We start from the raw sequence: 13,002 nt of genomic DNA, 5'->3' as shown, positions 1-13,002 counted from the left end.
AGGAGACGTACATGACCGCCGAAATCAAAGGCCTCGTCGGCGAGTTGCCGACCAACAACGAAAAGCTGATTAACTGGATTAATGACGCGGTTGAGCTTTTCCAGCCGAACCAGGTGGTATTCGCCGACGGTTCGCAGGAAGAAGCAGATCGCCTCGCCGCTGAGCTGGTTGAGAAGGGCGTGCTGATTAAGCTCAATGAGGAAAAGCGTCCAAACTCCTACTTGGCGCGTTCCAACCCGTCCGACGTTGCCCGCGTAGAGTCCCGCACCTTCATCTGTACCGAGAAGCAAGAGGATGCCGGCCCAACCAATAACTGGGCCGATCCAGTTGAGATGAAGAAGGAGATGACGGAGGCGTTCCGCGGTTCCATGAAGGGCCGCACCATGTATGTGGTCCCATTCTGCATGGGTCCTATTAACGATCCCGAGCCGAAGCTGGGCGTCCAGCTCACCGACTCCGAGTACGTAGTCCTGTCCATGCGCGTGATGACCCGCATGGGCAAGGAGGCCCTGGACAAGATCGGCGCCGACGGAGAGTTCGTGCCCGCCCTGCACTCCGTGGGCTACCCGCTGGAGGAGGGCCAGGAGGATGTGCTGTGGCCGTGCAACGAGACCAAGTACATCACCCAGTTCCCTGAGACCAAGGAGATCTGGTCCTACGGCTCCGGCTACGGCGGCAACGCAATTTTGGCCAAGAAGTGCTACGCGCTGCGCATCGCCTCCAAGATGGCCCAGGAGGAGGGCTGGATGGCTGAGCACATGCTCATCCTGAAGCTGACCAACCCAGAGGGCAAGAAGTACCACGTCGCCGCCGCGTTCCCGTCCGCGTGCGGCAAGACCAACCTGGCGATGATGACCCCAACCATCGAGGGCTGGAGCGCCGAGGTTGTTGGCGATGACATTGCGTGGATGCACCTGCGTGAGGACGGCCTGTACGCGGTAAACCCAGAAAACGGCTTCTTCGGCGTTGCGCCGGGCACCAACTATGAGTCCAACCCAATCGCCATGAAGACCATGGAGGCCGGAAACACCATCTTCACCAACGTCGCGTTGACCGATGACGGTGACGTGTGGTGGGAAGGCATGGACGGCGACAAGCCCGAACACCTCATCGACTGGCTGGGCAAGGACTGGACCCCTGACTCCTCCGATAAGGCGGCGCATCCTAACTCCCGTTACTGCGTGCCAATCGCTCAGTGCCCTACCGCGGCTCCCGAGTACGACGATTGGAAGGGCGTCAAGATCGACGCGATCCTCTTCGGCGGCCGTCGCCCGGACACCGTTCCGCTGGTCACCCAGGCCCACTCCTGGAACCACGGCGCGATGATTGGCTCCCTGCTCTCCTCCGGCCAGACCGCCGCCTCCGTTGAGGCTAAGGTCGGCTCCCTGCGCCACGACCCGATGGCCATGCTGCCGTTCATCGGTTACAACGCCGGCGATTACCTGCAGCACTGGATCGACATGGGCGAAAAGGGCGGCGACCGGATGCCGGGCATCTTCCTGGTTAACTGGTTCCGCCGCGGCGAAGACGGCCGCTACCTGTGGCCGGGCTTCGGCGATAACTCCCGCGTCATCAAGTGGATCATCGACCGCCTCGAGGGCAGGGTCGGCGCCGATGAGACCGTCGTGGGCTACACCGCGAAGGTAGCTGACATTGACACCACCGGCCTGGATATCGCCGACGAGGATCTGAAGGAGGCCCTGACCGCTCCCGCCGTTGATTGGGCTAAGGATCTCGATGACAACGAGGCCTACCTTGAGTTCCTGGGCGAGCGCGTGCCTTCCGAGATTAAGGACGAGTTCGCAGCGCTCAAGGAGCGCGTAAACAACGCCCTTTAGTCCCGCTTGCGATTGCGCCCCCTATCCTCCCCAAGCCGTGGGGGAAGGATAGGGGGCGCTGTTCTTTTAGGGCCCGGCCTAGCCCTTGCGCAGGACGACCACCAGGTTGGAGGTGAACAACTCGCGCAGCCCGGGGACCTTGACTATCCACCAGGCCCACGACGGGTGGTAGCGGGGGAACGTGGCGACGATGCTGTGCCCGGCGGCCCCCATGGCCCGGGCCCAGTCGAGGCCCTCGCGGCAGGAGAGATCAAACAGGGACTCTCCGAAGACATTCTTCGGGGCCCGGCCGTGCCGCTTTGTGTAGCGGTCGCGGGCAAACTCCCCGCCCACGTAGTGCTCCCACAGCCCCGTCTCATGGCCGCCGAAGGGCCCCAGCCACACGGTGTAGCTCATGACCACCAGGCCGCCGGGGCGCGTCACGCGCAGCATCTCCGCGCCCATGTCCCACGGGTTGGGGATGTGCTCTGCAACGTTGGACGAGTAGGTTACGTCGAAGCTCGCGTCGCGAAACGGCAGGCGGGTGCCGTCACCGCGGACGGCGTTGGCCACGGTGATACCCGCGGCGGCCATTTCGCCCACGTCGGGCTCGACCCCGAAGTAGTCCACGCCGCGCCTGGCGAAGGCCTCGGCGAAATAGCCCGGGCCGCCGCCGACGTCGAGGATGCGGTGGAGGGGGACGGCGGCGTCGGACGCGAGGGCGGAGATAAGCGCCGCGGTATCCTCCGCCAGGCCGCCGTAGAAAATGTTCGGGCGTGGCTGTTCGTGCTTGAAACTGCGCAGCAGCCTCACGGAGCGGGCCAGCGTGGCCATGGCCTTGGTGTGTTCCATACACGCTAGGCTAGTAGGCCGTATGAAAATTCTTCTATTGTGCTGGCGCGATTCCACCCACCCGCAGGGCGGGGGCTCGGAGCGTTACCTAGAGCGCGTGGGTGAATACCTAGCCGCCCAGGGCCATGAGGTTATCTTCCGCACCTCGCGGCACATGAACGCAGCCGCGCGCGATAAGCGCAACGGCGTGGCCTATTCCCGCGCGGGCGGCAAGTATTCCGTGTATCCGCGGGCGCTGTGGGCGCTGCTGCTGGGCCGATGGCGCGGCGTGGACGCGGTGGTGGATACCCAAAATGGCATCCCGTTTTTCGCCCGGCTGGTCGCGCGCTCACCGGTGGTGCTGCTGACCCACCATTGCCACAGGGACCAATGGAAGGTGGCCGGGCCGGCGCTGGGGCGTTTTGGCTGGTGGCTAGAGTCCAAGGTGGCACCAAGGGTGTACGCCAACGCGCAGTACGTGACGGTCTCTGAAGCCTCGCGCCGCGACCTGAAGGACCTGGGCGTGGATGGCGGCCGGATCGAGATCATCGAAAACGGGCTGGATCCCATCCCAGAACACGTGCCCGTGCTGGCGCGCGAGGCCGATATTCACCTGGTGACCCTCTCCCGCCTGGTGCCGCACAAGCAGATTGAGCACGCCATGGACACCGTGGCGCAAATCCCGGGCGCCGTGCTGGACGTCATTGGCAGCGGCTGGTGGGAATCCCAGCTGCGCGAATACGCGCGGGAGACCGGCGTGGAAGAGCGCGTGCGTTTTAGGGGCCAGGTCACGGAGGATTACAAGCATTCCCTCTTAGCGCGCGCGGACGTGCACTTGATGCCCTCCCACAAGGAGGGCTGGGGCCTGGCGGTGGTTGAGGCGGGCCAGCATGGCGTGCCCACGGTGGGCTATGGCTTTGGCCTGCGCGATTCCGTGCTCGACGGGCGCACGGGCGTGCTGGTGGAGACCAAGGAGGCGTTCATCGGTGCGGTCCAGCGCCTCGTGGCGGACCGGGATCGCCGCGACGAGCTGGGCGCCGGGGCGCGCGAGTTCGCCGCGCAGTTTAGCTGGGCGGATACCGGCCGCCGCTTCGAGGGCTTGCTGCGCCGTTTGGCCCAGGGGGATAAAAGCTAGCGGCGCTTTCTCCCCTTCTTCCGCCCCCGCACGCGTGCCCTTGCGCGGGGGCGGGCGCGGCGGCGCCGGGGCGCGCGCTCGTCGAGGAGCAGGGACACCGCCAGCGCGGCCAGCGGGCTAAACATCCACAGCACCGTCAGCGCCCAGGGGGCGCGCCGGGCCGGGGCGTTGGTCTCGGCAACGATCACGCCGCCCTCGACTACGACGCCCACGCCCAACTCCTCAAGGCGCCCCATGTCGCCGGCCCGGCGGGCCTCCATGGCCGCCACCCAGCGCGGGGACGGCTCATCTACCACCGCGCCGTCCACGGCCAGCGCGCCGGAATCCACCACCGGGGTGGCCTTGGTGTACGGGTCCACCGCGACGCGCCCGTCCACGGTGACGAGGCTGCCGCGATCCACGAACAGCGCATCGCGGCCGTCAATTTCCGCCACCAGGCGATCATTGACGCCGGATGAGGTGGCGGTGAGGGGGGAAAGCGCGGTGGGGGCGTCGGGCGTGCTGAGAAAGACGCAGAGCATCGCGGCCACCGCCCGGTTGCCGCGGACGCTGCTGAGCCCCGCGAGGTAGAGCGGGATGGCCAGCATCAGCAACTTGTGGCTATCGCGGGCAAGGCCCGCGCCGGGGATATTCTCCAAGGCCCAGGCCATGGCCCCAGGGGCCAACCAGGCGGCGCACGCCACGGCAAAACCCACGGCGGCCAGCGCGCCCAGCGGCACCAGCGTGGCCCTGTTCAGCGCGGCGCAACCCAGCGCCGCCAGCGCCGCCACCGCGATTCCGAAAAGGGCAAAGCCCACGGTGCGCGATTCCGGCACGGCCTCGGCATTCCAAATGCCGCCCAGGCCCAGCATGGAACCCAGCGTGCCGGCGTAGGCCTCGCCGCGCGGGGCAAAGGCTGCGGCCGCGGCGGGGGCGTTCATGGTGGCCGCCCCACGGAAGGTTTCAATCACCCCGGGCAGCGCCCACGGCAGGCAATACAGCAGGCCAATCCCGGCGGTAACCAGGCGCTGGCCCCGCAAACACACCACGGCCACCAGGGCGCCAAGCAGCGCGCCGGTGGGGGTCAATGACGCGCCGAACATGGCCAGCCAGGTCCACATGCGGCGGCCGGACAGCCCGGCGGCGGCGATAAGCGGCAGCAGCCACGCCGCGATGACCAGGGACCATTGGCCCTGCAGGAAGCGCTCTATGACGAACGGATTGCCCACGGCAAAAGCGATGGCCGCGGCGGTGCCCACCAGGCCCGGGCGTGGGGTGCGATGGGCGAGCCAGATGGTGCCGGCCACCGCCGCGGCGGCGGAGGACAGCAGCATAACCCGGACCAGGATGGGCGCCGGCGCCAGGATGCCAAAGAGCGCCAACAGGCCATCCTGCGGAGCATTGCGGGCGGGCAAATCCCCGCCCCCAAAGTTGGAGGCGTGCAGGCCGGGGTGATCGATGACCACCATGTCCCGCCAGATGAATTCCCCGCCGGCGGCGAAGGGCCACAGGATGGCGGCAACGGCAATCACGCCCCAGGCGCTCAGCGCGGCGAGCTGGCCGGGGCTGAACGGGTCGCGGGCGGCGCTTCGGGAGACCACGGGCCTTAGCGCACGGACTCCGGGCGGGCGTCCGCGGCGACCGCCTCGGCGGTCAGTCCGTCCGTCGACGCGTTGCGGCGGCGCACCAGCATCCAGCCGGCGGTGGCCAGCAGCACTATTGCCACGCCTTTGCCCAACCAGCTCAAAACGCTCATCACCTTGGTGCCCGTCACCGTGTTGCCCACCTCGGCCAGGGCCTTATCCCGGGACTCCTCATCCCAATTGAAGGTGGAGGCGAAAAGGGTGCGCTCCTCAGACCACGGCCGCTGCGCCATGGTCTCTGCTTGCTCCTTGTCCGCGGCCAAGTAGCTGTAGACCTTTTCCTCCACGTTGAGCACGATGCCGGTGGTTGGCTCCACCCAGAAGGTGCGATCCACGGCGTACCAGGGATCCACGGCGACTATCTCATCGCGCCGGTAGCCGAATTCCGCCAGCTCCTTATCGGAATAGAAGATTCGTGCCGGGGCGGCCGCTCGCGGGCCGCCCGGCGATTGCCGCAGGGCGGGGTTCCCGCCGCCCTCGCCGAGTTCCAGGGCAAGGCCCACGGTTTCCGCCAGGTTGATGCCGGAGACCTTCTGGTAAAAGACGTACGCCGGGACGCCGTCTACCTTTTCCGTGCGGACAAAATCGATGGGATCCGCGCTGCCGGTCATGGGGTCATAGTAGGGATATGATCGCTGCTCCGTCGCGGACGGGAAGAAGAAGCGCAGGCCCTCGCGGGCAGACCCCTCCCCGGCCGCCTGCGGGTCCAGATCCCCCACAGCCACGGACTGGCTGTTGTTCTCGCCCCGGGCGGGGTAAGTGGATTCCCGGTTGAGCAGGGAATGCTCCTCTATCCGCGCTACATCCTGGCCGCCGACAACCACCCGCATGGTGGAGTCAAGGTTGGCCAGGGAGTCATCCTCGGCGTCGGGGGAGGTGGCGTACTCATGCCGCAGCTGCGCCGTGGCGGTTACCTGGTAGCAGCGCAGCGGCGCCGGTGCGGTGGAGCACCCCGGGCGCTCAGGGTTTCCTGGGCGCGCCGCCTCCTCGCCGCCGGCGGCGTTGGCCACGTCCAGCATCCGGGCATCCGCGTGGGCGGTGGCAGTGGCGTTGCGAATATCCAGCGCCAGCGGGCGGCTGCGGTTTTCAAACAAGGGCGGCAGCACCGCGCCGATGAGTAGGCTGATGATTGCGCCAATAATGACCCAGCGGAGCGGGTCACGGGAAGTGAAGAAAGCGCGCATGCGGGATAGGATCCGTTCAGTATCTAGTGTCGTCTAGTTCCAGCTAGTGCTGTGCCCAAAAATGCTTAGGAATAACTCGCTCAAGGAGGCGCCGTGCATCACACCGCTAGGCCGGCGTCAGGCTGGTCCCCTCGTGGGCCTCGTTCAATAGTAGCGCAGCACATTCCGGCGCTCGACGGTATCCGCGCCGTTGCGGCCTTGGGAATCATCGTCACCCATGTCTCCTTCCAAGTGGGCACGGGATGGGCGCTTGCGGACCGTTTCGATTACTTCGTGGCGGTGTTTTTTGCCCTGTCCGCGTTCCTGCTCTACCGGCGCCGCCACCGCCACGGCGCCCGCGAGTATTTCCGCAACAGGGTGGCGCGCCTGGCCCCGGCGTACCTGGTGTGCGTGCTCGCGGTCTTGCTGCTGCTGCCCGAGGCCGCCTCCGTCACCCCCCTTCAGGTAGCGTCCAATCTCACCGCCACGCAGCTTTACGCGCCGGGCGCGCTGGCGCCGGGGCTCACGCACCTGTGGTCCCTGTGCGTGGAAATCGCCTTTTACCTGGCCTTGCCCCTGATTAGCTGGGCGCTGCGCGGGCGCCGGCGCGGGCTGCGCGTGGCCGCCATCGGCGGGGTAGCGGTCATCAGCCTTGGCTGGGCGTGGCTGCCGTTCGTCCAGGCCTACGGGGAATCCGGTGAGGGGGTCAATTACCAAATCTGGCCGCCGGCGTACGCGGCGTGGTTTGCGGTGGGCATGCTCGCGGCCGAGTGGGAGGGCCACGTCAGCGCCGGTTGGCAGCGCCTGCTGCGCGTACGCTGGGCGTGGCTGGCGCTCGCGGCGGCCTGCATGTGGCTGGCCAGCCGCGAGTTTTTCGGCCCGGTGGGCCTGGAGCACCCCTCGCCGTCCGAGTTCTCCCGCCGCGTCCTCATCGGCACCATCTTCGCCGCGTGCGTGGTGGTGCCCTTCGCAGTGGCCCCGGGCGGCACGCGCCTGGACGCGGTGCTTGATTCCGAGCCCGCGCAGGCGCTGGGCCGCTGGTCTTATTCCATCTTCCTGTGGCACATGGCGCTGATCTCCGTGGCGTTCCCGCTGACGGGCGTGAGCCTGTTTGCCGGCGGCTGGGTGAACTTCGTGGTTATCCTCGCGCTCACCGTGGGGCTCACGGTCCCCGTGGCCGCGGCGAGCTACACGTTGGTGGAGGCGCCGGCGGCGCGCTGGCTGCGCGGGGTCACCAAGGCGCCCAGGGCCGCCGCGCACAGCAGCGTCAGGGCAATGGAATCACCGGCGTAGTTACCGGTGGGCCACGGGGCGCGGGCCAGCATGGCGCCGGCTCCCAGGATGAGCCCCGCGGAAAGGAGCGGGCGGCTAAGCGTGGTGAACCGGACGATGAGGAGCCCGGCCGCGCCCGCAGCTAGCGCCGGCCAGCCCACCAGGGCCAGCGCCCCCAGCATGGCAACCGCCGTGGCGGCGGCCGAGGGTCCCGGGTCGCTAGGGCTAGGCGTCGGGGCGCCCCAGACGCGCCGGCCGATCCACCCGGCCGCAAGGAGCGCGGCGATCCCCAGCGCGCCGCCCCCTGCCAGCATGCCGCGGTAGAGCCCGTTTGCCTCGTGGGTGATGCTCAGCGCGCCGGAGGCCCCAGCGGGCAGGATGAAGCCTTGCATATCCGCATCGATGGGCACCGGGTCCAGTTCCAGGCCGCCGAGTTCCGCGCGCAGGCCCTCGTTGAAGGACAGGCCGGTAGCCAGGATGCGTTGCTGCGGGGCGGGTCCTATCCCGGCCGGATTAACGTCCTCATGCTGGGCCGGTTGATAGCCGGGGCGGCTAAGGCTGACCCACCAGCCTCGGCTGCGCAGTTCGTGCCGGCCGGCGCCGAGGGTAACCACGTCGCCCGGTAAGTAGCTCTCACCGTCAATGACCACGTCACGCTCCGCGTCGATGATAAAGGTGCCGGCCGCGCTAAAGGAGCGGATGATAACCGCCGTGTCCACCGCCATGCGCTGGAAGAAGTAGCGCTGCGGATTACCTCCGTGGTCCGGCACGGCAATGGTGCGCCGGATGGGGTGGCCGGCCAGCGAAAGCTCCGCGATCCCCACCCTTTCCTTCAGGCTGACCCGCACGGCATCCACCCGGCCGCCCGGGACCCTGATGGTGGTGGGGCCATCACCGGATACCTCCCGTTCAACGGAGGCGTCACCCGCCTCGACGAGGACGGTGGTATCCCCCGTGGCCTCGATGGTCAGTTCCGGCGACTGGAAGCTTTCACCCTTTTTAGCCCGCAGCTCAATCCAGCCAAACTGCCCGGGGGTTGGCCACCACGCGGTGTGGCCATAACCGTCCACGGCCGCGGTGACTGACCGCGCCGGGTCCGCGCCGCCGAACGAGGAGGCGTCCGATTCCGAGGAAGACGCGGCGACCTGGCCTCCCGTGGCCTCTACTGCAATGACCCGGCCGGCGGAGGGGTAATCCCGCAGGCGGTTGTTCACCGTGGACGGGTCCCGCGGGGCCAAGGGCCCCGAGACGGGGCCGGTCAGCGTGCCGTAATTGCGGTCCACCAGCAGCGGCGTATCGGTAACCACCTCGGCGGCGGCGCGCTCCTGCGGGGTCCCGGCCAGCCGCGCCGGGCCCGTGCCGAGGCCCACCGCGTCCATCATGGCCAGGGACTCGCCGCCACCGGCCACGGTGACCGGATCGGTGGTGGTGCGCATGGTGGGGCGGGTATCGATGAGCACCACGCTGACCTCGCCGAAATCCCGAACCGTGCCGGGCAGATCCTTGGGCGTGAGCGTGCGGATGGGGTTAGGCTCTAAGTCATCGCGCAGGATTACCGCCCCAATCCCGTAACGCGCCAGCGCCTGCGCCGCGGCTTCCTGGGATTGGGAGTGCTTCAGGCCCGCCATCAGCCCATCGAGCCCCCTGATGGTCTCAGGCGGGATTAACGGAATGGCATCGCGCACCGCCCACGGCACATCAAGCAGCGGCTGCGCCGGTTCATCACGGGTCCACCCCCAGTCCTGCCGGGCGGAGGCCGCCGGCGGGTAGATGAGCGTGCGGGTTCCGGCGGCGTGTTCATTGACGTAATCCGCGGCCCGCTGCCAATACTCCGGCACCCGTTCATAGGCGCCCTGGGGCAACAGCCGGGAGCTGAGCGCGGGCGCGATGGAACCCGCGATCACCATAAGGACCAGCATCCCGGCCGCATGCCGGGGCGTGGGCCTAAGCCAGTGCGCCTTGCCCGCTGGAAGGCCCAGCCTCTGGCCGGCGACCGCCACGCCAAGGCACAGCGGCAGGCGGACCAACGAATCAAATTTGTGCAGGTTGCGCAGCGGCGCCAACGCGCCGTCCAGCGCCGCTAAATACCAACCATAGTGGCAGGCCAGGATGGCAATCCCCACCGCCACCATGATGGACCATTCCCGGCGGCACCGCGCGAGCCCGGCCACGCCCACCGCCGCCACGGCGATGGTCGCCATGATGAACACGGGCTCGGTGGCCAGCAGCGTCCCGGCCTGGCGCTCCGTGTCCACAAACGGCGTCCAGCTGGTGGTCCCGCGCAGGATCTCCGGGAGGTTTAGCCAGCGCGTGGTCACAAACGCCGATTCGATGAACTCGGTAAAAGGCGCGGCGTAGCGGCCCAGGATCAAAAGCGGGCCGATCCACCAGGCGCTGACCACCGCGCACGCCGCCAGCCACGTGGCGGCGGCAGCCCAGCGCCTGCGGCACAGCGCAACGATCAGCGCCGGGACACACGCCGCCAGCGTGGCCGTAGCATTGACCGCGCCCATCAGCGCCACCGGTACCGCCGCGGCTAGTCCGACGCGGACCTCCGGGTGCCTCCCGGCGCCGCTTGGCGCGGAGAGGAACGGGACTACCACCCACGGCGCCAGCATCACCGGCCACGTCTCGGATGAAATGGCCGTGAGCGTGGTCAGCGCGCGCGGGCTGAGCATGTATGCCACCGCGCCGATGCCCGCCCACAGCCTCGAGCGCACACCCGCGCGCCGGGCTAGGAGGTAGAAGCCGGAAAAGCCCACGCCCAGGACGATGGTCCACCACAGGCGTTGGGCAATCCAATCGGGCAGGGCCTCGGTGGCCAGGAAGAACGGGCCCTGCGGAAAGAGGTAGCCATAGGCCTGGTTCTGCAGCTGGCCCATGGTGAAATTGGTGCTGTAGACGCCGGCGGCCTGGGCCAGGAAGTGCGATGGGTTCGCCACCAGGTCATGCTTGGTATCGGCGGACGTGAGCCCCCAGGGCTGGGTGAAGGCGACGATGCAGCCGAGCGCCCACCCCAGAAGGTGGGCGCGCCCGGTCCGGCGTTGAGGGGGCGTTGCCACAGGTTAGTTGCGGGAACCGTACTCAGGGCCGCCGAGGACCGCCTGGTCGGCGGGCACGGCGTTGCCGGACGGGACCGTGTCCGAACCGGAAAATTGCGCAATCCCAACTACGGTCATGACGCCCAGCGCAATGCCCACCACGGCGCTGCCGATGGCAGGGCCAAGCGAGCGCTTAGTCAGGGAATCGCTTTCAAGAGCCATGGTGCGTCATCCTAGCAGGTGTATGGGGGATTCCGCGGTAGTTAACCGCGGAAGTCTCCGGTTTCCTCATCCTCATCATCGTGCTCCGGCGGGACCACGAATACCGGGCGGCCGGCGTTGCGGATGATTTGATCGGCCATGGAGGATGACCACAGTGCCTTGAAACCGGTCAGGGCGCGGGTGCCGGTGACGATGACGTCCACGTTAAGCTCGTCGGCGGCATCGACGATGGCGGCGGCCATGGTGGTGGAGCACTCCACCAGGTGCGCCCTGCCCGCAAGCCCCAGCCCCTCGGCCACGGCCACCCCCTCGTGGCAGGTGTTTAGGGCCTCCTCATAGGCCGGATCATCCTCGGGGGTCTCCGGGGCCATGGCGGCTTGGTGCAAACCGGAGCGGGACACCGCCCGGGCCGCCTGGCGGGCTGCGGGCTCCCAGGCGGTGAGAATCTCAACGGTATCTGGTCGCAGCAGGCGGGCGGCGTGTTCCATGGCGATGGCGGCCTGCTCGGAACCGTCGTAGGCGATAAGCATTGTCATACCGTTATTCATGCGCCCCATTGTGCCACGAGTCTTCGGCCGAATCGGGGATTGGATTGGGGATACCGGCCTAAATCGGGCAAACTAAAGAGCGTGAAATTCCCGCACTCGATGCTCCTGATTCCGGCCGCTTGCCTAGCGCTGGGGCTTTCGGCGTGTGCGGATGGCGCGGGGGACAACGCCGCAGGGGGCGCCGCGCCGGAAACGGCGGTGGGGCAAGGGGCCCGGGAGGGCTCGGGCGAGGGGGCCGCGGCCGCGCCCAGTGAGCCGGCGACTAGCCCGCGGACGCCAACCCCCGAGACCTCAACCCCGCCGCCGGTGCCGCTGCCGGCCACCCAGCGTGAGAGGGCGGCAAGCCTGCTGATGGCGCCGGTGGTCAACTTTGAAGACGCGCTCTATAAGCTCAACGCGGGTGTGGGCGGAATTTTCATCCCGAGCTGGGCGGATCCCGCCTTGCTGACCGAGCCGGGCCGCGACCTGCACGCACTGCGCCAGATGGTGGGCCGCCCGTTCGATATTTCCATCGACTTCGAGGGCGGCCGGGTCCAGCGTTTCACCAAGGTCTTCGGCGCATTTCCCACCCCGCGCCAGATGGGGACTGAGGGGCCTGAGGCCGTGCGCCGCTACGGATTCCAGATTGGCCAAGCGCTGCTTTCTCGCGGCGTGAGCGTGGATTTCGCGCCCGTGCTGGACATTGACGGCCAGGGGCTGGACGTGGTGGGGGACCGGGCCTTTTCCACCGACCCGCACGAGGCGGCCGCCTTGGGTGTGCAGTTTGCGGCCGGCCTGGAGGATGCGGGCGTGGATTCCGTATTCAAGCACTACCCGGGCCATGGCCGCGCCTCCGGGGACACGCACCTGGGTCCAGCCGTGACCCCGCCGCTCGGGGAGGTGATGGGTTTTGACGCGGTGCCATTTGCCGAGGCCACGGCGGCCGAACCGCGCTCCGCGATGATGGTGGGCCACATGGTGGTCCCGGGCCTGGGCGATGGCGTCACCCCGTCCTCCCTGAACAGCCACGCCTACGGCCTGTTGCGCAACGTCCACGGCTTCGATGGCCTGGTGTACACGGATGATTTGACGGGCATGAAGGCGATCACGGATATCTACGCCCCGGCGGACGCGGTGGTTGCCGCCATCGCCGCGGGTGCGGACGTGGCGCTGTGGTCCGCGGAAATGGACATCAATTACGTCATTGACCGGGTAGACGCCGCCGTGACGGAGGGGCGCATCAACCGGCACCGCTTCGATGCGGCGGTCATGCGCGTGGCGGAGCAGCTCCATGCCCAATAAGCCCCAATAAGCGTTCCGGTCCTGCGCAGCGGACACGCTTGGGACTAGGAATTAAGCGAATCCGGCGCTA

At 67.9% G+C, this 13,002-nt stretch carries 10 protein-coding genes; 4 read left to right on the top strand and 6 right to left on the bottom strand.

Annotated elements, in window-relative coordinates; all coding sequences use genetic code 11:
* Positions 1–11: 11 nt before the first annotated feature.
* Positions 12–1,838 carry a phosphoenolpyruvate carboxykinase (GTP) gene (locus CENDO_RS10405; protein ID WP_136141949.1) on the top strand — a complete coding sequence of 609 codons (1,827 nt, stop codon included), beginning with the start codon at positions 12–14 and terminating at the stop codon, positions 1,836–1,838.
* Between the two features lie 78 nt (positions 1,839–1,916).
* Here CENDO_RS10405 and CENDO_RS10400 read toward each other — a convergent pair whose 3' ends face one another.
* A complete protein-coding gene (locus CENDO_RS10400; RefSeq protein WP_136141948.1) occupies positions 1,917–2,669 on the bottom strand; it encodes a class I SAM-dependent methyltransferase in 753 nt (250 codons plus the stop codon).
* Between the two features lie 22 nt (positions 2,670–2,691).
* On the opposite strand from CENDO_RS10400, the gene CENDO_RS10395 reads away from it, so the two are divergent.
* Complete coding sequence (locus CENDO_RS10395; RefSeq protein ID WP_136141947.1) at positions 2,692–3,783, top strand: glycosyltransferase family 4 protein; 1,092 nt, start codon at positions 2,692–2,694, stop codon at positions 3,781–3,783.
* Here the strand turns inward: CENDO_RS10395 and CENDO_RS10390 are convergent.
* Both CENDO_RS10390 and CENDO_RS10385 read right to left on the bottom strand, forming a co-directional pair.
* Positions 3,780–5,363 (bottom strand): MmpA family trehalose lipid delivery protein, encoded by a 1,584-nt coding sequence (locus CENDO_RS10390; RefSeq protein WP_246014287.1) that lies wholly within the window; start codon positions 5,361–5,363, stop codon positions 3,780–3,782. The genes CENDO_RS10395 and CENDO_RS10390 overlap by 4 nt on opposite strands.
* Positions 5,364–5,368: 5 nt before the next feature.
* A complete protein-coding gene (locus tag CENDO_RS10385; protein ID WP_136141946.1) occupies positions 5,369–6,589 on the bottom strand; it encodes a porin PorA family protein in 1,221 nt (406 codons plus the stop codon).
* Between the two features lie 93 nt (positions 6,590–6,682).
* Here CENDO_RS10385 and CENDO_RS10380 point away from each other — a divergent pair, with 93 nt between their 5' ends.
* Entirely contained in the window at positions 6,683–7,861 is a 1,179-nt protein-coding gene (locus CENDO_RS10380; RefSeq protein ID WP_342773409.1) for an acyltransferase family protein, read from the top strand.
* Here CENDO_RS10380 and CENDO_RS10375 read toward each other — a convergent pair.
* From CENDO_RS10375 to CENDO_RS10365, 3 genes are read right to left on the bottom strand one after another with little or no spacing between them, the layout of a single operon-like run.
* Positions 7,756–10,902 (bottom strand): alpha-(1->3)-arabinofuranosyltransferase domain-containing protein, encoded by a 3,147-nt coding sequence (locus CENDO_RS10375; protein ID WP_210726536.1) that lies wholly within the window; start codon positions 10,900–10,902, stop codon positions 7,756–7,758. The genes CENDO_RS10380 and CENDO_RS10375 overlap by 106 nt on opposite strands.
* A 3-nt stretch (positions 10,903–10,905) precedes the next feature.
* Positions 10,906–11,103: a DUF2613 domain-containing protein gene (locus CENDO_RS10370; RefSeq protein WP_136141945.1), complete on the bottom strand. Its 198-nt coding sequence runs from the start codon at positions 11,101–11,103 to the stop codon at positions 10,906–10,908.
* A gap of 41 nt (positions 11,104–11,144) precedes the next feature.
* Entirely contained in the window at positions 11,145–11,651 is a 507-nt protein-coding gene (locus tag CENDO_RS10365; protein WP_136141944.1) for a universal stress protein, read from the bottom strand.
* 81 nt (positions 11,652–11,732) lie between these two features.
* On the opposite strand from CENDO_RS10365, the gene CENDO_RS10360 reads away from it, so the two are divergent.
* Complete coding sequence (locus CENDO_RS10360) at positions 11,733–12,932, top strand: glycoside hydrolase family 3 N-terminal domain-containing protein (RefSeq protein ID WP_246014285.1); 1,200 nt, start codon at positions 11,733–11,735, stop codon at positions 12,930–12,932.
* Positions 12,933–13,002 lie beyond the last annotated feature (70 nt).

Origin of the sequence: Corynebacterium endometrii (assembly GCF_004795735.1) — a bacterium.
In the GTDB taxonomy this organism is placed as follows: Bacteria; Actinomycetota; Actinomycetes; order Mycobacteriales; family Mycobacteriaceae; genus Corynebacterium; species Corynebacterium endometrii.
Note: the sequence above shows the minus strand (reverse complement) of the source record. Positions and strands in the feature narration are given on the sequence as shown.

What these genes read in the sequence shown, in the direction of transcription:
- CENDO_RS10405 (WP_136141949.1), top strand. Translation starts at nt 12, where the DNA reads ATGACCGCCGAAATCAAAGGCCTCGTCGGCGAGTTGCCGACCAACAAC.
- CENDO_RS10400 (WP_136141948.1), bottom strand. Translation starts at nt 2,669, where the DNA reads ATGGAACACACCAAGGCCATGGCCACGCTGGCCCGCTCCGTGAGGCTG.
- CENDO_RS10395 (WP_136141947.1), top strand. Translation starts at nt 2,692, where the DNA reads ATGAAAATTCTTCTATTGTGCTGGCGCGATTCCACCCACCCGCAGGGC.
- CENDO_RS10385 (WP_136141946.1), bottom strand. Translation starts at nt 6,589, where the DNA reads ATGCGCGCTTTCTTCACTTCCCGTGACCCGCTCCGCTGGGTCATTATT.
- CENDO_RS10370 (WP_136141945.1), bottom strand. Translation starts at nt 11,103, where the DNA reads ATGGCTCTTGAAAGCGATTCCCTGACTAAGCGCTCGCTTGGCCCTGCC.
- CENDO_RS10365 (WP_136141944.1), bottom strand. Translation starts at nt 11,651, where the DNA reads ATGAATAACGGTATGACAATGCTTATCGCCTACGACGGTTCCGAGCAG.